General features: G+C 68.3%; 18 protein-coding genes and 1 tRNA gene. 10 read left to right on the top strand and 9 right to left on the bottom strand.

The window, feature by feature from the left end:
- Positions 1 to 293: 293 nt before the first annotated feature.
- Entirely contained in the window at positions 294 to 4,985 is a 4,692-nt protein-coding gene (locus MLE64_RS06220) for an SUMF1/EgtB/PvdO family nonheme iron enzyme (RefSeq protein WP_243316913.1), read from the top strand.
- A 616-nt stretch (positions 4,986 to 5,601) separates the two neighbouring features.
- Here MLE64_RS06220 and MLE64_RS06215 read toward each other — a convergent pair.
- A tRNA-Met gene (locus MLE64_RS06215) sits at positions 5,602 to 5,678 on the bottom strand.
- 92 nt (positions 5,679 to 5,770) lie between these two features.
- On the opposite strand from MLE64_RS06215, the gene MLE64_RS06210 reads away from it, so the two are divergent.
- Positions 5,771 to 7,717: a M1 family metallopeptidase gene (locus MLE64_RS06210; protein ID WP_243316912.1), complete on the top strand. Its 1,947-nt coding sequence runs from the start codon at positions 5,771 to 5,773 to the stop codon at positions 7,715 to 7,717.
- A 17-nt stretch (positions 7,718 to 7,734) separates the two neighbouring features.
- Here the strand turns inward: MLE64_RS06210 and MLE64_RS06205 are convergent, their stop codons facing one another.
- Entirely contained in the window at positions 7,735 to 8,694 is a 960-nt protein-coding gene (locus tag MLE64_RS06205) for a hypothetical protein (protein WP_243316911.1), read from the bottom strand.
- A gap of 50 nt (positions 8,695 to 8,744) precedes the next feature.
- Between MLE64_RS06205 and pyrF the strand changes: the two genes are divergently transcribed.
- The 3 genes from pyrF to pnuC are packed head-to-tail and all read left to right on the top strand — an operon-like array spanning position 8,745 to position 10,620.
- Complete coding sequence (pyrF, locus tag MLE64_RS06200) at positions 8,745 to 9,470, top strand: orotidine-5'-phosphate decarboxylase (RefSeq protein ID WP_243316910.1); 726 nt, start codon at positions 8,745 to 8,747, stop codon at positions 9,468 to 9,470.
- A complete protein-coding gene (locus MLE64_RS06195) occupies positions 9,470 to 10,012 on the top strand; it encodes a hypothetical protein (protein WP_243316909.1) in 543 nt (180 codons plus the stop codon). Before pyrF ends, MLE64_RS06195 begins: the two co-directional genes overlap by 1 nt.
- Complete coding sequence (pnuC, locus tag MLE64_RS06190) at positions 10,012 to 10,620, top strand: nicotinamide riboside transporter PnuC (protein WP_243316908.1); 609 nt, start codon at positions 10,012 to 10,014, stop codon at positions 10,618 to 10,620. Before MLE64_RS06195 ends, pnuC begins: the two co-directional genes overlap by 1 nt.
- Here pnuC and MLE64_RS06185 read toward each other — a convergent pair.
- Positions 10,601 to 12,256 (bottom strand): B12-binding domain-containing radical SAM protein, encoded by a 1,656-nt coding sequence (locus tag MLE64_RS06185; RefSeq protein WP_243316907.1) that lies wholly within the window; start codon positions 12,254 to 12,256, stop codon positions 10,601 to 10,603. The genes pnuC and MLE64_RS06185 overlap by 20 nt on opposite strands.
- Positions 12,257 to 12,396: 140 nt before the next feature.
- Between MLE64_RS06185 and purL the strand changes: the two genes are divergently transcribed.
- Both purL and MLE64_RS06175 read left to right on the top strand, forming a co-directional pair.
- On the top strand, positions 12,397 to 14,709 hold the full coding sequence (purL, locus tag MLE64_RS06180) for a phosphoribosylformylglycinamidine synthase subunit PurL (protein WP_243316906.1): 2,313 nt from the start codon (positions 12,397 to 12,399) through the stop codon (positions 14,707 to 14,709).
- Between the two features lie 47 nt (positions 14,710 to 14,756).
- Positions 14,757 to 15,269 carry a hypothetical protein gene (locus MLE64_RS06175; RefSeq protein ID WP_243316905.1) on the top strand — a complete coding sequence of 171 codons (513 nt, stop codon included), beginning with the start codon at positions 14,757 to 14,759 and terminating at the stop codon, positions 15,267 to 15,269.
- A 25-nt stretch (positions 15,270 to 15,294) separates the two neighbouring features.
- Here the strand turns inward: MLE64_RS06175 and MLE64_RS06170 are convergent, their stop codons facing one another.
- Together MLE64_RS06170 and MLE64_RS06165 are read right to left on the bottom strand one after the other, a co-directional pair.
- Positions 15,295 to 15,483, bottom strand: coding sequence for a hypothetical protein (locus tag MLE64_RS06170; protein WP_243316904.1), 189 nt, complete (start codon positions 15,481 to 15,483; stop codon positions 15,295 to 15,297).
- 88 nt (positions 15,484 to 15,571) lie between these two features.
- Entirely contained in the window at positions 15,572 to 15,766 is a 195-nt protein-coding gene (locus MLE64_RS06165; protein WP_243295932.1) for a hypothetical protein, read from the bottom strand.
- Positions 15,767 to 15,892: 126 nt separating this feature from the next.
- Between MLE64_RS06165 and MLE64_RS06160 the strand changes: the two genes are divergently transcribed.
- From MLE64_RS06160 to MLE64_RS06150, 3 genes are read left to right on the top strand one after another with little or no spacing between them, the layout of a single operon-like run.
- Positions 15,893 to 17,503, top strand: a complete 1,611-nt coding sequence (locus MLE64_RS06160) for an amidase (protein WP_243316903.1) — start codon at positions 15,893 to 15,895, stop codon at positions 17,501 to 17,503.
- A 50-nt stretch (positions 17,504 to 17,553) separates the two neighbouring features.
- Positions 17,554 to 18,039 carry an Ada metal-binding domain-containing protein gene (locus tag MLE64_RS06155; RefSeq protein ID WP_243316902.1) on the top strand — a complete coding sequence of 162 codons (486 nt, stop codon included), beginning with the start codon at positions 17,554 to 17,556 and terminating at the stop codon, positions 18,037 to 18,039.
- 51 nt (positions 18,040 to 18,090) lie between these two features.
- Positions 18,091 to 18,447 (top strand): hypothetical protein, encoded by a 357-nt coding sequence (locus MLE64_RS06150; RefSeq protein ID WP_243316901.1) that lies wholly within the window; start codon positions 18,091 to 18,093, stop codon positions 18,445 to 18,447.
- A 63-nt stretch (positions 18,448 to 18,510) separates the two neighbouring features.
- Here MLE64_RS06150 and MLE64_RS06145 read toward each other — a convergent pair whose 3' ends face one another.
- The 4 genes from MLE64_RS06145 to MLE64_RS06130 all read right to left on the bottom strand — a co-directional run bounded on the left by MLE64_RS06145 (position 18,511) and on the right by MLE64_RS06130 (position 20,844).
- A complete protein-coding gene (locus MLE64_RS06145; protein WP_243295935.1) occupies positions 18,511 to 19,368 on the bottom strand; it encodes an AraC family transcriptional regulator in 858 nt (285 codons plus the stop codon).
- Between the two features lie 147 nt (positions 19,369 to 19,515).
- On the bottom strand, positions 19,516 to 20,214 hold the full coding sequence (gene purQ / locus MLE64_RS06140; RefSeq protein ID WP_243316900.1) for a phosphoribosylformylglycinamidine synthase subunit PurQ: 699 nt from the start codon (positions 20,212 to 20,214) through the stop codon (positions 19,516 to 19,518).
- Positions 20,214 to 20,450 carry a phosphoribosylformylglycinamidine synthase subunit PurS gene (gene purS, locus MLE64_RS06135; protein WP_243288712.1) on the bottom strand — a complete coding sequence of 79 codons (237 nt, stop codon included), beginning with the start codon at positions 20,448 to 20,450 and terminating at the stop codon, positions 20,214 to 20,216. The genes purQ and purS overlap by 1 nt, the downstream gene beginning before the upstream one ends.
- A 31-nt stretch (positions 20,451 to 20,481) precedes the next feature.
- On the bottom strand, positions 20,482 to 20,844 hold the full coding sequence (locus MLE64_RS06130) for an MGMT family protein (RefSeq protein WP_243316899.1): 363 nt from the start codon (positions 20,842 to 20,844) through the stop codon (positions 20,482 to 20,484).
- Positions 20,845 to 20,848: the final 4 nt, after the last annotated feature.

The following is a 20,848-nucleotide window of genomic DNA, read 5'->3' as shown; positions in this document are numbered from 1 at the left end:
TTCGGGCGGGTCACGAAACCAGAGGAACCAGTCAGGAAGCCTTGCAAAGACCCACGAACTTCTCCGGTACAGCCATTCAGGATCCTGAATATCAACCTCAGTGGTTGTCCATTCAGGTCCTACGGCTATGGCTCAATTATTAATTTGAGATGATTTTGGGTACAGCCACATGAAAAAACCTACATGGGGCAAAATTGTTACATAGTCGGTAACTCATTAATTTTCTTAACATTCCTTGACGAGGACCCATCCGGAATTCACTGTATTCAACAAACCAGGAGCCGGTTATGTGCATGGCAGCGCAGAGGCCACCACTATCCACCAAGAGTGGGTCATCGCCCTTCACCTGGCGTTCCGCAGGGCTGTTTCTGGCCCAGGCGGCACTCATCCTGACCATGGCCTGCGGAGGCGGTGGCGGAACCACCCCCCCAAATACGGCTCCCCTGATCACCACCCAGCCAGCGAGCCAGATCGTGAACGCGGGTAGCACAGCCACCTTCACGGCCGCGGCCAGCGGCACGCCTGCGCCCACCTTCACCTGGCAGCGCAGCAACGACGGTGGCACCACCTGGACAGCGATCCCCGGTGCCACCAGCGCGACCTATACCACCGCCGCCACTGTCAAGGCGGACGATGCCGCCCAATTTCGCGCCGTGGCCACCAACACGGTTAGCCCGGATGCCACCAGCACCGCGGCCACACTGACCGTACGGTGGCTTGCCATCACCACCCAACCCGCCAACGCGAGTGTGACGGTCGGTGCCACGGCCACCTTCACTGTGGTGCCGGATGCCAGCCCGGTCGCCACCTATCAATGGCAATCCAGCACGAACGGAACCACCTGGGCGAACGTGTCCAGCGGCACGGGCGCCACGAGCGCCAGCTACACCACAGCCGCCACCTCCTTGAGCGACACCGGTACCCAGTATCGTTGCGCCTTGACCAACGCTGTTGGAACGCTCAACAGCAGTGGGGCCACGCTCACGGTGATCGCGGCTCCTGTCATCACCAGCTTCGTCGCGGCCAAGAGTCCCGTGACCTCCGGAACCGGAACGACATTGACGGCAGTGTTCACGGGCGGAACGGGCACAGTGGACCACGGCATCGGTGCCGTGACCAGCGGTGTTGCCGTGCCCACGGGCAATTTGGCGACCACAACGATTTTCACCCTGACCGTGGCCAATGCAACGGGCACCGCCGTCACCCTGCCAGTGACCGCGACCGTGGTGGCCGCGCCGACGACTCCGGTGGTCACGGCCCCGGCCAGTGTGACCGCCAACAAGGCTGGTTACACCGCGTCGGTTCCGGCTCAGGCGGCCGGTAGCACCTATGCCTGGACCCTCACGAATGGCAGCATCACGGCCGGTGCCACCACGACCAGCATCACGTTCACGGCGGGAGCCTCAGGCAACACCATCCCGTCCTGCATCGTCACCAATGCCGCCGGCACGGCTTCCACCGCCGGGACAGCCACGTGCGCCATCGTGGCCGCGCCCACGACTCCGGTGGTCACGGCTCCGGCCAGTGTGACCGCCAGCCAGGCGGGTTACACCGCGTCGGTCCCGGCCCAGGCGGGTAGCACCTATGCCTGGACCATCACGAATGGAAGCATCACGGCCGGTGCAACCACGACCAGCATCACGTTCACGGCGGGAGCCTCAGGGAACGCCACGCCGTCCTGCATCGTCACCAATGCCGCCGGCACGGCCTCCACTGCCGGAACAGCCACGTGCGCCATCGTGGCCGCGCCCACGACTCCGGTGGTCACGGCTCCGGCCAGTGTGACCGCCAGCCAGGCGGGTTACACCGCGTCGGTCCCGGCCCAGGCGGGTAGCACCTATGCCTGGACCATCACGAATGGAAGCATCACGGCCGGTGCAACCACGACCAGCATCACGTTCACGGCGGGAGCCTCAGGGAACGCCACGCCGTCCTGCATCGTCACCAATGCCGCCGGCACGGCCTCCACCGCCGGAACAGCCACGTGCGCCATCGTGGCCGCGCCCACGACTCCGGTGGTCACGGCCCCGGCCAGTATCACTGCCAACAAGGCTGGTTACACCGCGTCGGTTCCGGCTCAGGCGGCCGGTAGCACCTATGCCTGGACCCTCACGAATGGCAGCATCACGGCCGGTGCCACCACGACCAGCATCACGTTCACGGCGGGAACATCCGGCAACACCATCCCGTCCTGCATCGTCACCAATGCCGCTGGCACGGCCTCCACTGCCGGAACAGCCACCTGCACCATCGTGGCCCCGCCGACGACTCCGGTGGTCACGGCCCCGGCCAGTGTGACCGCCAGCCAGGCGGGTTACACCGCGTCGGTCCCCGCTCAGGCGGGTAGCACCTATGCCTGGACCATCACGAACGGAAGCATCACGGCTGGTGCCACCTCGACCAGCATCACGTTCACAGCGGGAACATCCGGCAACACCATCCCGTCCTGCATCGTCACCAATGCCGCCGGCACGGCCTCCACTGCCGGAACAGCCACCTGCGCCATCGTGGCCCCGCCGACGACTCCGGTGGTCACGGCCCCGGCCAGTGTGACCGCCAGCCAGGCGGGTTACACCGCGTCGGTCCCGGCCCAGGCGGGTAGTACCTATGCCTGGACCATCACGAATGGAAGCATCACGGCTGGTGCCACCTCGACCAGCATCACGTTCACAGCGGGAGCATCAGGCAGCACCATCCCGTCCTGCATCGTCACCAATGCCGCCGGCACGGCCTCCACTGCCGGAACAGCCACGTGCGCCATCGTGGCCGCGCCGACGACTCCGGTAGTCACGGCCCCGGCCAGTGTGACCGCCAACAAGGCTGGTTACACCGCGTCGGTTCCGGCTCAGGCGGCGGGCAGCACCTATGCCTGGACCATCACGAATGGCAGCATCACGGCCGGTGCCACCACGACCAGCATCACGTTCACGGCGGGAGCCTCAGGCAACACCATCCCGTCCTGCATCGTCACCAATGCCGCCGGCACGGCCTCCAGTGCCGGAACAGCCACGTGCGCCATCGTGGCCCCGCCGACGACTCCGGTAGTCACGGCCCCGGCCAGTGTGACCGCCAGCCAGGCGGGTTACACCGCGTCGGTCCCGGCTCAGGCGGCGGGTAGTACCTATGCCTGGACCATCACGAATGGAAGCATCACGGCTGGTGCCACCTCGACCAGCATCACGTTCACAGCGGGAGCATCAGGCAGCACCATCCTGTCCTGCATCGTCACCAATGCCGCCGGCACGGCCTCCAGTGCGGGAACAGCCACCTGCACCATCGTGGCCGCTCCTGCCATCACCAACTTCACCGCAAGTGGCGGCCTCAGCACCATCACCATCACCAATGGCTTTAGCACCACCCTGTCGTTCACCTTCAGTGGAGACACGGGTTCCATCGATCAGGGCGTGGGCTCCGTCACAAGCCCCGGAACAAAAAATGTGAGCCCGACAGTCACCACGACCTATACCCTGACTGTGACCAACGGCGCAGGTACCCCCGCAACCGCGCAGGTGACTGTGAATGTGGTGGACCCGCCCGTGATAACCAGCTTCACGGCCGCGGACTCGCTCATCGCCGCGGGCACCAGCACGACCCTGACCGGGGCATTCACCGGCGGAACAGGCTCCGTTGACCATGGCGTCGGTGCCGTGACGACCGCCGTTGCCGAGACCACGGGCAATCTGACAACCACGACCACCTTCACCTTGACCGTGACCAACACGGCGACCACTCCCGCCACAGCCACAGCCACAGCCACCGTGATCGTGGGCAACACCCTCACCGTGAACATCACGGGTCTGGGCAACCTGCCAGGCAACGTGGTTGTCACTGGACCCAGCGGCTACACCAGCGCGGTGCTTACCGCTGCCACGCAAACGCTCTCGGGCCTGGCGGACGGCGTCTATACCATCACCCCCGCGACTGTCACGGACCCGAGCCAACCTGGCCAGGGGCGAGGCGCGGATGGTACCGGCACGCCTGGTACCTTGGGGCCCGTCAACCTGCAGCGCTACCCCGCCGTGCTTTCGCTGACCCAGACCCTCGCCTTCGCTGGCACCAATACAGCCACCGTGGCCGTGGATTATCCCGCCCCGTACCTGACCGTCACGGTGCCTGCGGACCCGATGGTGCCTATCGTCAGCACCTCGATCGACTTAGTCCTGGTCCCGGCGGGAACCTTCACCATGGGCGAAACGGAGTCTGTTGTCGGGTCAGATCCCTCGACACAGCCTTCACATGGCGTGACCTTGGGCAAGGCGTTCTACATCGCGAAGGTGCCCTGCACCCAGGCCCAGTGGGTGGCCATCATGAACAACAACCCCGCGCATTTCACGACGGGCAATGGATTCCCGGATCCGGAGGAGCTGGCTCGGCCTGTGGAAACGGTGGACTTCAATGCCATCACCACCCCCAGTACGGGCTTCCTGGACATGTTGAACTCGGCCGCGGCGTCGGTTCTGACGGGCCCGCTAGCGGGCAGTTCCTTCCGTCTGCCCACGGAAGCCGAGTACGAATACGTCTGCCGGGCCGGGAGTGAATCCACCGTGCTGAACGTCCCGGATCCCTTGAACAACAATTACTATTTCGGCTCCTATGATCCGGGTGGCGGAGACCCGGCCGTCATCCAGCTCATCCAGCAGTACATGTGGTATACCGACAACAGCAACCTGACCACTCAGCCGGTGGCCAAGAAACTCCCCAACGCCTGGGGCCTGTACGACATGACCGGCAACGTGTGGGAGCTCTGCCGGGATGATTGGCATGCCGATTATTCCGTCACTGGACCGGGCATCCCCCCGCTCCCGGTTGATGGCAGTGCCTGGCTGGATGCCACGCCGAACATCCAGCACTCCTACAAGGGCGGGTCCTGGGCCGGCAGCGCGAGCGATGGCCAGTCCAAGCGGCGTGGGGCCTATCCCATCAATCCGGTTCCCACTCCCGCCAATGAATACTCAGGCTTCCGCGTGGTCCTGCCCCTGCCTTGATGCTTACCCCTCCGGCCCCGGCGCACTTGCTCCGGGGCCGACACAGGATTGACGCCTTCCTGAATACCCGATCCCCGTTGGTTCCCGGCTTCAGTTCCTGCCAGGGGCGAGCGGGGATCGGACTTTCGACTGGTTTTGCGGTTCCCGCCAAACATCGCCCACCAACTCGGGCAGTTTGGGCAGCGCATCGCCACGCGTGACCCATTCAGCCATCTGCACCCATATCTCGGCTCGGCGGCTCTTGAACCTGGGATCAATGGCGGGGCCGTGAAACTGGATACCGAAGGGGTTGAATCCAGCCGTTCTTATGATCATCACCAGAAATGTCTGATTTGAGTTTCCTAGAATATCCCCAGAGTATCGCCGCGCCTGGGGCCTTGCGGTCATGCGGTTAAAAAACAAATGTTGTTCAATGGCAGCGGCGTTCTTGGTTGGTAGCGGGGGCAGGATTTGAACCGTTGCCGCCGACGATTCGCGCCTGTCTCCGCTGCGACAGCCTCCCAGGCTGTCTTCGCGGGGCGCTCATCGGGCGGCTGCCACTCGCAGGTCCAAATCCTACCCGTCTGCTCTGGGCGTACGCGAAAACCGGAGCACTCGGCTCCGGCCATCGTTCGATTGGTAGCGGGGGCAGGATTTGAACCTGCGACCTTTGGGTTATGAGCCCAACGAGCTACCGGACTGCTCCACCCCGCGGTAGGAAATCAAGTGTAGCAGGGATCCCGGGCGTGGCAAGGAGGCATGGTGGACGGGAGTTGGTAGACTCGACGGACGCTCTGGAGGATCCGATGGGACGCCGCATGCTGGCTGCGCTGGTGCTGTTCGCGGCCATGGGGCTGGGTGCAGCGCCGCGCACGTGGACGCCGGAGAAGTGGTTCGACAAGCCGAAGTCGCCGCGGATCGCCAACTACCGGATCGACGCGGTGCTGGACTTCGAGCACAAGACGCTGGAGGCGACGGAGACGCTGTCGTGGCGGAATACGGGCACGGCGCCCACGCAGGAACTGCCGCTGCACCTGTACCTCAACGCCTTCAAGGGGCCCCAGAGCCTCTTCGTGCAGGAGAGCGGCGGGCGCCTGCGCATGGACCACCAGGATCGGCCCGCGGAGCCGTCGTCCTGGGGTTACTGCCGCCTCATCAGCGCCCGGATGGAGGGTCGCGACCTCCCCGGCCACGCGGGCGAGGACGAGACTGTCCATTGGCTGAAGCTGCCGCGGGCCGTCGCGCCCGGGGAGACCATCCAGGTGGAGATCGCCTGGGAGAACCGCTACCCCAGGGTCTTCGCGCGCAGCGGGTGGTCGGAGGACTTCCTCATGTCGGGCCAGTGGTTTCCCAAGGTGGGCGTCTACCAGGGCGATCGGTGGAACTGCCACGCCTACCACGCGAACACCGAGTTCTTCGCGGATTTCGGCGTCTACGACGTGTCCCTGTCCCTGCCGAATGCGCTGGGCCTCGCCCACACGGGGACCCAGACGAACTTCGTGACGGAGATCGAGCTGGATCCCAAGCGGCCCCTGAACGTGATCTGGCGCCTGCACGCGGAGGATGTCCACGACTTCGCCTGGGCGGTGATGCCCCGGGAGAGCTGGCGGAACCCGGCCATGTTCGAGTATCGCGGCGTGCAGGTGTTCTACTACGCCGCGGATCGCAACCGGGGGAATTTCCAGCGGCAGCGCCGGGCGGTGGAGAACGCCCTCCGCTGGAGCGAGGAGTGGTTCTTCAAGTACCCGTACCCCACGCTGACGGTGATCGACACGCCGAAGGACGCCTCGGGTGCCGATGGCATGGAATATCCGACCCTCATCACCGCCGGCTCCCTGCCGTTCGATCCCATCCAGCAGCGGTTCGTGCCCGAGGTGGTGTCCGTCCATGAGTACGGGCACCAGTACTTCTACGGCATGCTCGCCAGCAACGAGTTCGAGGAACCCTGGCTGGACGAAGGCTTCACGAGCTGGTTTACCCGCAAGGCCATGGAACGCAGCTACCACAGCCTGCTGAGCGGACGCAGGTTCCAGATCCCCACGGAGTTCGTCGAGTGGTCGGGGTACTGGTCCCTGCCGTCCGCCGATCCCCTCACGCGGGCCGGCTTCAAGACGATCAACCTCCGCAGCTACTTTGTGACGGCCTACGGCAAGCCCACCCTGGTGTTGGACCAACTGGAGGCCATGCTGGGCCGGCCCGTGATGGAGCAGGTGATGCGGGCCTACGCCCAGGAGATGGCCTTCCACCATCCCACCCGGCACGACTTCATGCGGATCGCGGAGCGCGTGTCCGGCCGCGATCTCTCGGCCTTCTGGCGGGACTTCGTGGAAGGCACGGAGGTGCTCGACTACGCCATCCGCTGCGTGAAGAGCCGCGAGGTCACCCAGGGCGGCTGGCTGTTCTCGGACAAGGCGCCGGTCTTCGCGGCGCCGCAGCCGGCGGCCCCTGGCCGGGTGGGCTCCATCACCCTCGAGCGGAAGGGCGGGCTGAAGGTGCCGATCACCCTCTGGGTGCGCCTGGAGAACCGCGAGGAGCAGCGGCTCGTGTGGGACGGCCAGGACCGCTGGATCACCTACGAGTTCGATTCGCCCGTGGCCGCCGCCGTGCTGGATCCCGACGGCAACTACCCCATGCTCAGGGACCGGCTCCACGCCAGCTACACGCCGAAGCCGATCAAGCGCGGCTTCTACTACTGGTCGCAGATGGTCTGGGGCGCCGTGGCGGGGTGGCTGCAGGGCTGCGGGATCGGCTAGGGCTTCCGCCAGCCAGCCTAGGGATTCCGTGGTGCCGCGTCCCCCATGCGGACCCTCTGGATGTTCCCCTGTGCGTCCAGGTCGATGAGGATGGGGAACCAGGCCAGGCCCAGAACCTCGAAGGCCGCTCGGCTGGGGACGTAGCGCGCGGTCCGTCCCGCGGCCTGGAGCCGCGCGGACAGGGCCCTGGCCTCGGCCGCCAGCCCCTCGGGGATGCTCGCGCTGCGCTCGTCCATGCCCGCCTCCAAACTGGGGATGATCCAGGCCACATCCGCGGGCAGCTCTGGCCAAGCGCCTTCTCCAGCCGGGTAGATCCAGATGCGGCGGGCACCCAGCTGGTCCAGCCGCAGGTCCTGGTACTCCTGGCCGGGCAGGGTCCACAGGCGCAGGAGCGGGGAAGGCCCGCCCAGCAGGCCGAACAGCCGCTGGAACGGGGAAAGGATGGGTTCGGCGGACTCATCGGCCCGGGCCTTGATCGCGGCGAACCGGGCCTCGTCCTGGTCCGCCAGGGCCCAGCACAGGGCATGACGCAGGGCGTAACCCCGGGTGAGGGCGGGCCCCTTCGCCAGCAGGCGATCCTCCCAGGCCTGCCGGATCGCCGGCGTGAACCGGCCTTCGCGGACCTGGGTCTTGCCCCACCGCCACAGGGCCAGGGCCGTGCCCGCCTGGCGGAGGGGCAGGGCGGTCAGGTCCTTGGCCAGCCGGGCCTGGGGCGCGTGCATCAGGGTCCTCAGGGCCTCCGCCTCCCGGCGGGCGGCTCCGGGCGGGAAGGGGTCGGCAGGCGGCGCCGCCAGCGGGTCGAAGGTGGCCGCGGCCTGGAGCCACCGGTAGGCGGCGGCCCCGGGGCCCCGGGGAGCCGCAGGCAGGGGGCGGCCCCAGTCGTAGGCGTCCAGCGCCTGGTCCTGCAGCTGGGCGGGCGTGGGCGGCGCGGGACGGACCTCGGCGGGAGGCGTGGGCGGCGGGGTGGTCAGTGGCACGGGGTCCCCTTGGTGGCAGAATGATCCTCCGCATCATACGGGAGTCCTCCTTGAACTCAGCCCCCTCACCTCTCACGCCCCGGGATCGCCTCGTGGTGGCCCTGGACCTGCCCACGGCCGGGGAGGCCCTGGCCATGGCGGAGCGGCTGGCGGGCCGCGTGGGCATGCTGAAGGTGGGGTTGGAGCTGTTCTGCGCCGAGGGGCCCGCCTTCGTCCGGGAGCTCCAGAAGCAGGTGCCGGTCTTCCTGGATCTCAAGCTCCACGACATCCCCACCACCGTGCGCCGGGCCCTGGAGGCCGTCCTGAAGTTGGATCCGCGGCTGGTGAATGTCCACGCCCAGGGGGGCCCCGCCATGCTGGAAGCGGCGGTGGAGGCCGTGCGCGCCCACCGCGCCGCGGGTGGCCGGACGGAGCTGCTGGCGGTCACCGTGCTCACGAGCCTGGACCGGGAAGCCCTGGCGGCCCTGGGCCACGCGGGGCGGCCCGAAGACCTGGCGCTGGCCTATGCGAAGCTGGCCCACCGCGCCGGTTGCGACGGCGTGGTGTGCTCAGCCTGGGAGGCCGCCAGCATCCGCGAGGCCTGTGGCGAAGCTTTCCACCGCCTCACGCCGGGCATCCGTCCCGCCGGCGCCGCCACCCAGGACCAGGCCCGCGTGATGACCCCGGCCCAAGCCCTGAAACAAGGCTCCACCTGGCTGGTGGTGGGGCGGCCCATCACCCACGCCGCGGATCCCGCTGCGGCGGCGGAAGCCATCGTGGCGGAGATGGAAGCCTGATGAGTGTCGGCTCGCCCCTCGTTTACAGGCCCTCCTTCGCCCAGCGGGCCATGGCCGTGTTGTTGTTCGCGGGCTCCTGGCTGGTGGGCGTGCGCGCCCTGGCCCAGATCTTCGAGCGCCTCCCCGTGCTCCGCGCCTCCATGAAGGTGGCGGAGGCCGCGGGCGAGCCCACGTGGTCCTTCTGGGTGGCCCTGGTGGCGGCCGTCGGTGCGGTGGTGGCGGGCGGCGCCCTGCTCCTGGCCACCCTCCTGGGTCTGCTCCTGGTGGAGGGTTCCCAGGTGCTGGTGGATGAGCTGGGCCTCGCCGTGGAGCACAACGCCTTGCCGGCCCCCCTGGCCCGGAAGCTGGGGGCGGGCCGCCTGCTCTGGAAGCGCATCACCCGCCTCGACCGCTCCGGCCCTTTCTTCGTCGTGAAGGGCGGTGGCGAGCCGGGCCACACCGGTCCCGACGATCCGACCCTGCGCTTCCTCATGGTGGACCAGCTCGAGCGGCTGGTGATGACCATCCTGGAGCGCAGCCCGAACCTGAAGCACGAGGACTGATGCCAAGCGGGATGGAGGTCTTCGGGTTCCTGACGGGCGCGGCCTGCGTGGCGCTGCTGGTGCGGGAGAACATCTGGAACTGGCCCATCGGCATCGCCAACAACCTGGTGTTCATCGCGCTGTTCTACCGTGCGGGCCTCTACGCGGATGTCGGGCTCCAGGCCTTCTACGTCGCCATCTCGATCTACGGTTGGTGGAGCTGGCTGCACGGGGGGCGGGACCACGGGGCGCTCACCGTGAGCCGCATCCGGCTGCCGGCGGCGATCAGCCTGGCCCTGGCGGTGGCCGCCACCACCGCCGTGCTGGCCTGGCTGCTGCGCCACTTCACCAACAGCACGGTGCCCGTGCTGGATTCCCTCATCACGGCCCTCAGCCTCGCGGCCCAGTTCATGATGACCCGCAAGTGGCTCGAGAATTGGCTGGTCTGGATCGCGGCCAACTGCCTCTCCGTGGGCCTGCTGATCTACAAGGGGCTCTACGTCACCAGCGGGCTCTACCTGGTCTACCAGGTGCTCTGCGTCCTCGGCTGGGTGGCCTGGCGGCGCGCGCTCCGGGCGGGGATCGCGGTGCCGGGGCAGCCGGTGGAGGCTACATCCTCGGCCGGCTGAGGTAGGCCTCCGCGCCCTTCATCTCGGCCGTGGGTCCGTGGGCGGGCTTTTTCGCCCGCGTCTTGTGCCGGTTCAGGCCCCAGAGGGCCGCCAGCTCGGTGGCCTCGGGGTTGCCGGGGGCCAGGGCCAGCACTTCGGCGAGATCCGCGCGGGCCTTGTCGAGCCGCCCCAGCTTCTCCCGCAGCAGGGCCCGCTTCATGAAGCCCCAGGGATTGGCAGGCTCCTTCGCGATGATCTCCGCGTACTCCGCCTCGGCCTCGGTGAACCGGCCCTCCTCCTCGGCGGCCTCGCCGCAGAGCAGGTTGGTGACGGCGCAGAAGCCCAGCCAGGCCTTCTGCTCGGCGAACTCGGCGGGGCTGAATCGCGACTTCGCCCGGGCCTGCTGGGCGACATGGTCGATGTGCCGCAGGGCCTTCTCCGTATGGCCGTCCACCCGGGCGAAGATCTCGGCGTCGCCGCTGGCGCGGTAGAAGTCCTTGCGGATGCGGCCCTCGGCGCGGTACCGATCGAACATGCGGGTGCCCGGATACAGCGCCAAGGGGCTGATCTGGCAGTCCTGGGGCCGCGTGTCGCGGATGAAGGCGGCGGTCTCCTCCACATCCGCCCAGGTCTCGCCGGGGATGCCGGTGATGAGGTAGATGCCCAGGTTCATGCCCACCTTGCGCACCAGGCCCAGGGCGCGGCGGGCGTGGCGAAGGTTGGTGCCCTTGTCCAGCAGCTGCAGCACGCGCTCGCTGCCGTGCTCCACGCCGAACTGCATGAACTCGCAGCCGGCCCGCTTCATGGCCACCAGACGGTCCTCATCCACCAGGTTCACGCGGCTCTGGCAGTTCCACAGGGGGTACAGGCCACTCTCCTGGATGCCCTTCATCAGGGTCAGCACGCGGTCGCGGTTGGCGGTGAAGGTGTCGTCCCGGAAGCTGAAGTAGGTGAGGCCGTGCTTCTCGCGCAGCAGCCGCATCTCCCGCAGCACCGATGGCGCGCTGCGGAAGCGGATGGAGGTGCCCCAGAACTCCGGCGTGTTGCAGAAATTGCAGGTGGCCGGGCAGCCGCGGCTGGTGCTGAGGTAGGCCAGCTGGCCCACGTCGTTCAGGAAGTCCGCCTCCAGGTGCTCGGCGGGGATGCCGATGGCGTCCAGGTCCTCCAGGGGCGGCTGGGGCAGGGTGCGACCCTCGCGAAGGATGAGGCCCGGCGTGCGCTTCCAGAGGTCCGAGCCGGAGGCGGTCTTCAGGCGCTCGGCGATGCCCAGCAGCACGGCCTCGCCCTCGCCCTGCACGATGGCGTCCAGGGCCGGGCAGTCCTCGAAGACCTCGTCGGCCAGGTGCGTGGGGTGCGGCCCGCCCGCCAGGAGGATGGCGTCCCGGCAGGCCTCCCGGGCCCAGGTCAGCAGCTCGTAGGAGCGCTTCCGGTTGAAGGTGAACATGGAGACGCCCACCACCGCCGGGTTCTGGGCCCGCAGGTACTCGAGGATCTCCTTGCGCCCCTTGCCGCTCAGGTTCGCCACGCGGCAGGGCAGGTCCCGGGACTTGAGCATGGCCTGGAGGTAGCCCAAGCCGATGGGCAGGAAGGTCATCCACTCGTCCCCGAAGCCGCTGCGGGGGGCGCTGTAGGCGAGCAGGGTGCGAGGCGGGGTCATGGGCTCCGGTGGCGTGACTTTCCAGTGTACGGAAAGGGATTCTGGAGGGAAGCGGACATTCCGCCGAAGGGGGGCGGGCGGATGTCAAGCCTCGTCCAGCAGGTCCGGAACCGCTAGAATCAAAGGCTTCCGGAGCCTCCATGTCCGTTGCCCACGAACCGGCCGTCACCGAATCCCTGGCTCTGGAGCTGGGCCTGTCCAAGGATGAGTGGCAGGTGCTCCTGCGCCTCCTGGATGGCCGCATGCCGACCTATCCCGAGCTGGGCGTGTTCAGCGCCATGTGGAGCGAGCACTGCTCGTACAAGTCCAGCCGCGTCCACCTGAAGAACCTGCCCACCGAAGGCCCCCGCGTCATCCAGGGTCCCGGCGAGAACGCGGGCGTGGTGGACATCGGCGACGGCTGGGCCGTGGCCTTCAAGATGGAGAGCCACAACCACCCCAGCTTCATCGAGCCCTACCAGGGCGCCGCCACCGGCGTGGGCGGCATCCTGCGCGACGTCTTCACCATGGGCGCGCGGCCCCTGGCCAACCTGAACTCGCTTCGTTTCGGCGAGATCGACGCGCCCCGCATGAAGGGCCTCGTGAAGGGCGTGGCGGCGGGCATCGCGGGCTACGGCAACTGCATGGGCATCCCCATGCTGGGCGGGGACTGCGCCTTCGACGCCAGCTATAACGGCAACATCCTCGTGAACGCCTTCACGCTGGGCGTGCTGCGCAGCGACAAGATCTTCAAGGGCTTCGCCTCGGGTGTGGGGAACAAGGTGATGTACATCGGCTCCAAAACGGGCCGCGACGGCATCCACGGCGCCAGCATGGCCTCCGCCGAGTTCGGCGAGGGCAGCGAGGAGAAGCGCCCCACGGTGCAGGTGGGCGACCCCTTCACAGAGAAGCTTCTGCTCGAAGCCTGCCTGGAGATCTTCCAGACCGACTGGGTCATCGGCATCCAGGACATGGGCGCCGCGGGCCTCACCTCCAGCAGCTTCGAGATGGCCAGCCGCGCCGGCACGGGCCTGGAGATCCGCCTCGACCAGGTGCCCCAGCGCGAGGAGGGCATGACGCCCTTCGAGCTGATGCTGAGCGAAAGCCAGGAGCGCATGCTGCTGGTGGCCCGGCCGGGCTGCGAGCCGAACATCATTCAAGTGCTGCACAAGTGGGGCCTCGACGCCTGCGTGGTGGGCGAGGTCACCGACAGCGGCCGCTTCATCGGCAGCTGGCATGGCGAACCCGTCATCAACCTGCCCATCCAGCCCCTCGTGGACGCCGCGCCGAAGTACGACCGGCCCCGCCAGCGCCCCGGCTACCTGGATTCTGTCAACGCCGCGCCCCTGCCCGCGGACCTCAAGCCTGCCGAGGTGGAGCGCACCCTGCGCCAGATCCTCGCGGCCCCCACCGTGGCCAGCAAGCGGTGGATCTTCGAGCAGTACGACGGCACCGTCCGCAGCAACACGCTGCTGGGCATGGGCCGTGGCGACGCGGGGATCATCCGCGTGAAGGACGAGGCGGGCCAGGACACGGGCAAGGCCGTGGCTATGAGCAGCGACTGCAACAGCCGCTTCTGCTACCTCGATCCCTTCTGGGGCGCGGCCCACGCGGTGGCCGAGGCCTGCCGCAACCTGGCCTGCGTGGGCGCCGAGCCCATCGGTCTCACCGACTGCCTGAACTACGGCAACCCCGAGAAGCCCGAGAACATGTGGACCTTCGAGCAGGGCTGCCTGGGCATCCGCCAGGCCTGCCTGGCGCTCGATGTGCCCATCGTCAGCGGCAACGTGAGCCTCTACAACGACACCGAAGGCCAGAGCATCTTCCCCACGCCCATGATCGCGGCGGTGGGCCTGGTGGAGGACTGCGCGGGGCAGGTGGCGGTGGACGCGCCCGACGCCACGGCGCTTTCCAAGATCGGCAACCGCATCTGCGGCTCGGGGTTCCGGTCCACCCACGATGGGATCTTCCTGTTGGGCGAAACACGCGACGAGCTGGGCGGCAGCGAGTATCTGAAGCTGCGCACGGGCAAGGTGCAGGGCGCCTGCCCCGAACTGCGCCTGGACGAGGAGCTGCGCCTCCAGGCCTGCGTGCGCGAGGGCATCCGCCTGGGCCTCATCCGCAGCGCCCACGACACCAGCGAGGGCGGTCTGCTGACGGCAGTGCTCGAAAGTGCGTTCGGTGCGAATGACGGCGAGGGCATGGGCTGCCAGCTGATGTTCACCAAGGGTGCCCTGCGCCTCGATAGCCTGCTCTTCGGCGAGACCGCAGGCCGCATCGTGGTGAGCGTGAGCCCGGAAGCCGAGTCCAGCCTGGCCACCCTCTGCGCCACTCACCGCGTGCCCGTCGCCAAGATCGGCGCCACGGGCGGATCCCGCATCACCCTCGCCGTGGACGGCCAGCCCCTGCTGGACGTGGACGCTGTCGAGCTGAAGGGTTTGCACGCAGAAGCCCTGGAAATCGCGCTGGGTTGACAGGGAGCGCCACCCCCGGGAACCCTGGGACATTCCCTGGGGGCCCCATGCGTCTGTCCATCCTCCTGTTTCTGGCCTCCACGCTCCTCGCGGCCGGCACCCCGCAGAAGGTCGCGAAGGCCAAACCCTCCGCGGCCGGGATCGAAGCCACCCGCCTGGAAACGGAAGCCAAGCGGGCCAAGGCCTCCGCCGAGCGCCTGAAGGCCAGCGCGGCCAAGGCGGAGACGCAGGCCAAGACGGCCGCGGCCAAGGCCAAGGACGCGGAGACCCGCGCGGCGGACCTTCAGATCCGGGCTTCCGAGGCCCGGGCCAAGGCCGCGGAGGCCGAGGCCAAGGCCGCCTCCGAAAAGGCCAGCGAGGCGCGCGTGAAGGCCCGCGAGGCCCAGCAGCGCGTGGCCAACCTCAAGGGGGCCAAGGCGAAGCCTAGCAAATCCGCCAAGCCTGCCGCGCCGGCGGCCAAGCCCGAGGAGGCGCCGGCGACCAAGGCCGACGTGGCGCCCAAGCCAACTCCCAAGTCAGAGCCCGCGCCCAAGCCCGAGCCGGAAACGGTACCCAAGTAGGGGCCCCTCGGGCCCCTGTCTTGACTCAGATCCCCATGGCGGCCGGAGCCTTGAGCTTGGCCGCGATCTTCTGCATCAGCTCCTGATCGGCCTTGAGGTTCGCCTTGAAGGCGGCGTGGTCCGTGTGGTGGATCTCCCGCCGGATCTCGTCGAGGCTGTGGTCCAGCATCCGCATGAGGAGCTCGGTTTCCTTGGCGTCCAGGTAGAGTTCCATGGTCCCTCCCGCTGGCTTGGCCGCGTCCCGGTGGGCCGCGTTCGTGGCCCAATATCCACTCCCGGCGGCCTTTACGCCAGCCCTGGCCCTAGAAGCGGCCGCCCAGGATCCGGGCCGGCAGCAGGAACAGGCCCTTGATGAGCCCGAACACGCCCTCCACGGCGAAGCCCAGGAGCCGGAAGGGCAGGAGCAGCAGCCAGACCAGCGGGTAGAGGATCAGCGCCAAGAGCGCCAGGGGCCAGCAGACCACTAGCAGGATGAGCCAGAGCAGGAACGCGGCCATGGAAGCCTCCCGGGGCTAGGATGGGGCCGTCCGGCCTGTCATGGCGGCCGGGACCGGTCAACGCTCGTGGCGGACCGGCCGGCCGCGGGAGGATATGATCCACTGACACCCACTCCGAGGAAGCCCATGCCGCACCGAGCTGATTCCCTGTCCCTCGATCGCCGTGCCTTCCTGGGGGCCGGCCTGGCCACGGGCGCGGCCGCGCTGGTGGGCGGTGACCTGAAAGTGGGTCCGGCCCGCAAGGGCTTGGTGCTGGAGGAGGCCACGGTGGATGCCCTCCAGGCGGGCATGGCGGACGGGCGCTGGACGTCGGTGGAATTGGTGAGGCGCTACCAGGCGCGCATCCGGGCCCTGGACCAGGCGGGCCCGAAGCTGAACGCGGTCATCGAGCTGAACCCCGACGCCCTGGCCATCGCCAAGGCGCTGGATGCCGAGCGGAAGGCGGGGAACCTGCGCGGGCCCCTCCACGGCATCCCCGTGCTCATCAAGGACAACATCGACACCGCGGACCGCATGAAGACCACGGCGGGCTCGCTGGCCTTGGCGGACGCGCCGGCCCCGAAGGAGGACGCCTTCGTGGCGAAGCGGCTGCGAGACGCGGGCGCGGTGATCCTCGGCAAGACCAATCTCAGCGAGTGGGCCAACTTCCGCTCCACCCGCAGCAGCAGCGGCTGGAGCGGTCGGGGCGGGCAGACTCGGAACCCCTATGCCCTGGACCGCAGCCCCAGCGGCTCCAGCTCGGGCTCCGGGGTCGCCGCCGCCGCCAGTCTCTGCGCCGTGGCCGTGGGCACCGAGACGGACGGCTCCATCGTGAGCCCCTCCAACGCCAATGGGCTGGTGGGCGTGAAGCCCACGGTGGGCCTGGTGAGCCGCAGCGGCATCATCCCCATCTCCAGCACCCAGGACACGGCGGGGCCCATGGCGCGGACGGTGCGGGACGCGGCGCTCCTGCTGAACGCGCTGGTGGGCGCCGATCCGAAGGATGCCGCCACCGGCGATCCCGCCGCCCGCCGGGAGAAGGACTACACCCAGTTCCTCGCCGCCGAGGGCCTCCAAGGGGCCCGGCTCGCGGTGGCGAAGAACTTCCTGGGCGTGCATGCCCACGTGGACGCCGTCATCCAGCCCGCCCTGGACCTGCTCAAGGCCCGTGGGGCCGTGCTCGTGGACGTGGAGTTGAAGACAGCCGCCTACGATGACGCCGAGTTCGAGGTGCTGCTCTACGAGTTCAAGGCGGGCCTCAACGCCTACCTGGCGGGCCGTGGCGGCGCCGTGAAGGATCTGGCGGGGCTCATGGCCTTCGACGAGCGCGAGAAGGCGCGGGAGATGCCCTTCTTCGGCCAGGAGATCGTCCTGCAGGCCCAGGCCAAGGGGCCACTGACGGATCCCGCCTACCGGAAGGCCCTCGAGACCTGCGCCCAGGCCCGGAAGGACATCCTGGGCCTGCTGGAGAAGCACGCGGTGCAGGCCCTGGTGGCGCCCACGGGCGGCCCCACCTGGCTCATCGACCACCTCAATGGCGACAGCTCGGGCTTCAGCTTCTCCAGCCCCGCTGCCGTGGCGGGCTGCCCGCACATCACCGTGCCCGCCGGGTTCGCCGCGGGTCTGCCCCTGGGCCTGTCCTTCGTGGGCGCGCCCTGGCAGGAGGGCACCCTGCTGAAGCTGGCCTACGCCTATGAGCAGGCCTCCAGGGCCCGCCGGCCGCCTCGCTTCGCCGCCTCCGCCCGGGTTCTCCGTTGACAACCGGGACTTCGGGGGATCACGCTTTCCCACCCTTCCAAGGAGACTTCATGAACCGCACCCTGTTCGCTCTCCTGCTGGCCGCCTCCGTGATGGTCGCCGCCCAGGCCCCCCAGCCCAAGCCCGCCGAGCCCAAGACCGCCGCCGAGAAGAAGGCCGAGAAGAAGGCCAAGAAGGCCGAAGAGAAGGCCAAGAAGGCGGATGAGAAGAAGAAGGAGGCCGAGGCCAAGGCCGCCGCTGCGAAGCCCGCGCCTGCTCCTGCTGCCGCCGCCGCGGCCAAGCCCGCTCCGGCCCCTGCCGCCGCCCCGGCGCCCAAGCCGGCCCCCGCCGCTGCGGCCGCTGCTGCCGCCAAGTCCACCGCCCCCAAGGCCGCCGCGGTCTCCACGGCCATCGTGGCCAACAAGGACTCCAAGATCTACCACCGCGCCGACTGCAAGCTGGCCGGAAAGATGAAGGAGGCGAACAAGGTCTCCTTCGCCTCCGCCGCCGAGGCCGACAAGGCCGGCTACAAGGCCTGCAAGGTGTGCAAGCCGTAAGAACAGTCCTCAGTCTTCAGTGTTCAGTCCTCAGACTTTCGGGAGGTTCCGATGAAGTTGGTCATGCCATTGATCCTGGGCGCATCACTGGCCCTGGCAGCCCAGGTTCCCAGCAAGGCTGATCTGAAGGGCGCTGCGGACGCCACCGTGGACAAGGCGAAAGCCAAGGGCGATGAGAAGGCCGACCAGGCCAAGGCCAAGGCCGACCAGAAGGCCGAGGCCGGCAAGGCCAAGGCGGACGCCAAGGCCGGAGCGGTCCCGGTGGCGGGCGAGCACGTGAAGGCCGCCACCGCCAAGGGCGAAGGTGCCGCCAAGACGGGCACCACCAAGGCCAAGGCCAAGTCGAAGAAGGGCACCACCAAGGGTGCCGACAAGGCCAAGGCGGTGACTGAAAAGGTCGCCAAGTAGGGTTTTGTCCAAGCAAAGAAAAGGGCGCCATCCGGCGCCCTTTTCTTTGGAGGGGCTTCGCCCTTATTTCTTGGGGAACTGCCGCTCGTAGGCTTCCTGCGCGTACTCGCTGGGGGGGACGCCGAAGCGGCGCTTGAAGGCGCGGGTGAAGGCACTGGCGTCGTAGAAGCCCAGGATCTTCGCCACGTCGCTGGGGCGCTCGCCGTTGGCCAGCAGCGTCACGGCCCGCTGGAGGCGGCGCTCGATGAGGTACTGGTGGGGCGTGGTGCTGGTGGCTTCGCGGAAGAGGCGGATGAAGTGGTCCGGCGTGCAGCGCGCCATGGTGGCCAGCTCGGGCACGCTGTTCTTGGAGCCGATGTGGACTTCCATATGGTCCAGCACCAGCTGCAGGGTGGAGCGGTTCAGGCGGTAGGGGAAGCGGCCCCGGTCCTCCTTCTCCGTGAGGCGGGACAGCTCCGCGCCCAGCAGGATGAGGAAGAGCTCGCGCGTCATCAGCTGAACGCCGTCAGGGTTGGACAGCTCCTGGGAGAAGATGCTGAACAGCTGCTTGAGGCTGAGGCTGCGGAGCACCGCGAAGCTCGATTCCTGCCACTTGCGGGGCGGGTTCTGGAGCGACGACAGCAGCGGCTCGGGGAAGGGCCCCTCCATGAACAACGCCGTGAAGCCGAAGGGCGCGTTCGCGTGGTGGCGCTTCAGGGTGTGGCCGAAGCCCGGCAGCAGCAGGGCCAGGTCGCCGGAGCGGATGACGCCCTCCTCGCGGTCCTCGCTGGTGCAGACGCGCACCGCATGCGTGGGCTGGAGCAGCGTCCACGCGTCCCGCGCGGGCAGCAGTTTCGCGGGCACGGGGTCGCGCTTGAGGACGGCCAGGCGGAGAGGCCCGCTGGTGTAGGTTTGGAGGTTCTTGGCTTCAGGTACGCTCATGGCTCAGGAATAAACAGAGGTGCCCATCGGGGCCTTCCGGAAGGATGACAGGAAAACTTTTCGGCACGCGTGAAAATTTCACAAGCCAAGGCTGTTTTTTTTCCACGGTGCCGGCAAAGGCCCGTCCCGGCCGGATTCAGGTCCGATTCAGGCCCTGCTGAAGGCCGCCTCGAGGCTCCTGAAGATGCCCATGCCGCCCGTGGGGCCCAGCTTGGGGTCCACGGCCCGCTCGGGGTGGGGCATCATGCCCAGCACATTGCCCCGGACGTTCACGATGCCGGCGATGCCGTTCATGGCGCCGTTGGGCACGTGGTCCGCGCCGATCTCGCCCTGAGCCGAGCAGTAGCGGAAGGCCACGCCGCCCCGGGCCTCCAGGTCCGTCAGCTCCGCGGGGTCCAGAGTGAAGTTACCCTCCGCGTGGGCGATGGGCACCCGGAACACCTCGCCGGCCTTCATGGCGCGGGTGAAGGGCAGATCGGTCCGCTCCACCCGCAGGTGGACGTCCGCGTGGATGAAGCGCAGGGATTCGTTGCGCAGCAGGGCGCCGGGCAGCAGCTGGGCCTCGCACAGGATCTGGAAGCCGTTGCACACGCCCAGCACCAGGCCGCCGTTGTCGGCGTGGCGCTTCACGTCGGCCATGATGGGCGCCAGGGCCGCGATGGCACCGCAGCGCAGGTAGTCGCCGTAGCTGAAGCCGCCGGGGATGAAGACGAGATCCGTGTTCTCGGGCAGCCGCGGATCCTGGTGCCAGACGGGGATCGTCTCCCAGCCCAGCACGGTGCCGCAGGCATGGAGGGCGTCGTGGTCGCAGTTGGAGCCCGGGAAGACCGGGACGGCCACGCGCATCACAACACCTCGATGGAGGCCTTCTCCATCACGGGATTGACCAGCAGCTTGTCGCACATGGCCTGGGCCTTGGCCTTCACCTCGGCGGGGTCGGTGCCCGGGATGTCCATCTCGATGAGCCGGCCGATGCGGACATGCTCCACCTCGAAGGCGAAGCCGTGCAGTCCCTGTTCCACCGCCTTGCCCTGGGGATCCAGGATCCCCGGCTTCAACTGCACCGACACGCGCACCTTCATGGAGCCCTCCGTCCTCCAGTGTACCTGATGGTCACCGGCCCCGGGGCCGCCACCGGTGGGCCTCCAGGTCCAGGTTCCCCTGGTCGTCCACCTCGATGCCCTCGTCCCGCAGGCGGCCGATCTGCTCCATGGCGCCCCACCAGCGGCCCCGGCTGGGCACATAGCCCCGGGTGTTCACCACGCGGTGCCAGGGCAGGTCCGTGCCCTCCGGCAGGCCCGAGAGCACCATGCCCACCTGGCGGGGCCGCTGGGGGAAGCCCGCCAGCAGGGCCACCTGGCCGTACGAGGCGAGGCGACCCTTGGGAATGCGCGCCACGATCGCCAGGACGGCCGCGCGGAAGTCCCCGGGCGGCGCGTCGGGTTCGATGCGCTTCGTGGGCCTGGGTCTGGGCATGCGC

Source organism: Geothrix paludis, assembly GCF_022808815.1.
Lineage (GTDB): Bacteria > Acidobacteriota > Holophagae > Holophagales > Holophagaceae > Geothrix > Geothrix paludis.
Note: the sequence above shows the minus strand (reverse complement) of the source record. Positions and strands in the feature narration are given on the sequence as shown.

What these genes read in the sequence shown, in the direction of transcription:
- MLE64_RS06220 (WP_243316913.1), top strand. Translation starts at nt 294, where the DNA reads ATGGCAGCGCAGAGGCCACCACTATCCACCAAGAGTGGGTCATCGCCC.
- MLE64_RS06155 (WP_243316902.1), top strand. Translation starts at nt 17,554, where the DNA reads ATGAACCGCACCCTGTTCGCTCTCCTGCTGGCCGCCTCCGTGATGGTC.
- purQ (WP_243316900.1), bottom strand. Translation starts at nt 20,214, where the DNA reads ATGCGCGTGGCCGTCCCGGTCTTCCCGGGCTCCAACTGCGACCACGAC.
- MLE64_RS06210 (WP_243316912.1), top strand. Translation starts at nt 5,771, where the DNA reads ATGGGACGCCGCATGCTGGCTGCGCTGGTGCTGTTCGCGGCCATGGGG.
- pnuC (WP_243316908.1), top strand. Translation starts at nt 10,012, where the DNA reads ATGCCAAGCGGGATGGAGGTCTTCGGGTTCCTGACGGGCGCGGCCTGC.
- MLE64_RS06170 (WP_243316904.1), bottom strand. Translation starts at nt 15,483, where the DNA reads ATGGAACTCTACCTGGACGCCAAGGAAACCGAGCTCCTCATGCGGATG.
- MLE64_RS06130 (WP_243316899.1), bottom strand. Translation starts at nt 20,844, where the DNA reads ATGCCCAGACCCAGGCCCACGAAGCGCATCGAACCCGACGCGCCGCCC.
- MLE64_RS06195 (WP_243316909.1), top strand. Translation starts at nt 9,470, where the DNA reads ATGAGTGTCGGCTCGCCCCTCGTTTACAGGCCCTCCTTCGCCCAGCGG.
- purS (WP_243288712.1), bottom strand. Translation starts at nt 20,450, where the DNA reads ATGAAGGTGCGCGTGTCGGTGCAGTTGAAGCCGGGGATCCTGGATCCC.
- MLE64_RS06160 (WP_243316903.1), top strand. Translation starts at nt 15,893, where the DNA reads ATGCCGCACCGAGCTGATTCCCTGTCCCTCGATCGCCGTGCCTTCCTG.
- MLE64_RS06175 (WP_243316905.1), top strand. Translation starts at nt 14,757, where the DNA reads ATGCGTCTGTCCATCCTCCTGTTTCTGGCCTCCACGCTCCTCGCGGCC.
- purL (WP_243316906.1), top strand. Translation starts at nt 12,397, where the DNA reads ATGTCCGTTGCCCACGAACCGGCCGTCACCGAATCCCTGGCTCTGGAG.
- MLE64_RS06185 (WP_243316907.1), bottom strand. Translation starts at nt 12,256, where the DNA reads ATGACCCCGCCTCGCACCCTGCTCGCCTACAGCGCCCCCCGCAGCGGC.
- MLE64_RS06150 (WP_243316901.1), top strand. Translation starts at nt 18,091, where the DNA reads ATGAAGTTGGTCATGCCATTGATCCTGGGCGCATCACTGGCCCTGGCA.
- MLE64_RS06145 (WP_243295935.1), bottom strand. Translation starts at nt 19,368, where the DNA reads ATGAGCGTACCTGAAGCCAAGAACCTCCAAACCTACACCAGCGGGCCT.
- MLE64_RS06165 (WP_243295932.1), bottom strand. Translation starts at nt 15,766, where the DNA reads ATGGCCGCGTTCCTGCTCTGGCTCATCCTGCTAGTGGTCTGCTGGCCC.